General features: G+C 32.2%; 1 rRNA gene. It reads right to left on the bottom strand.

Features of this window, described 5'->3' with window-relative positions:
• Window positions 1-74, bottom strand: a 16S ribosomal RNA gene (locus tag ELS83_RS22035); the annotation flags it as partial.
• Window positions 75-338: the final 264 nt, after the last annotated feature.

The raw sequence follows: 338 nt of genomic DNA, 5'->3' as shown, positions 1-338 counted from the left end.
CGTTACCCCTCGACTTGCATGTGTTAGGCCTGTCGCTAGCGTTCATCCTGAGCCAGGATCAAACTCTTCGTTGTATAAAAGTTTTTATAAATTCTGTCTCATTCAGATTATCAAAGTTTAATGGTAATTTTTAATTGACAAGGTTTTTGTTCTTGTATTTACCTAACTTCTTGTTTTCAATATTTTCAAAGAACGTATCGTTCTGTTTTTCCTTCTAAATCCCCTGAAAAATCAGGCGGAAAAGCGAGTGCAAAGATAAATAAAACTTGTTTTTAATTCCAAATGTTTTTTGAAATATTTTTGAAGTTTTTTTTACCCGATGCGATTTCTTTAAATCA

The sequence above is a fragment of the Marinifilum caeruleilacunae genome (assembly GCF_013141825.1).
Classification (GTDB): domain Bacteria; phylum Bacteroidota; class Bacteroidia; order Bacteroidales; family Marinifilaceae; genus Marinifilum; species Marinifilum caeruleilacunae.
This window is presented reverse-complemented; position numbering and strand designations above follow the sequence as displayed.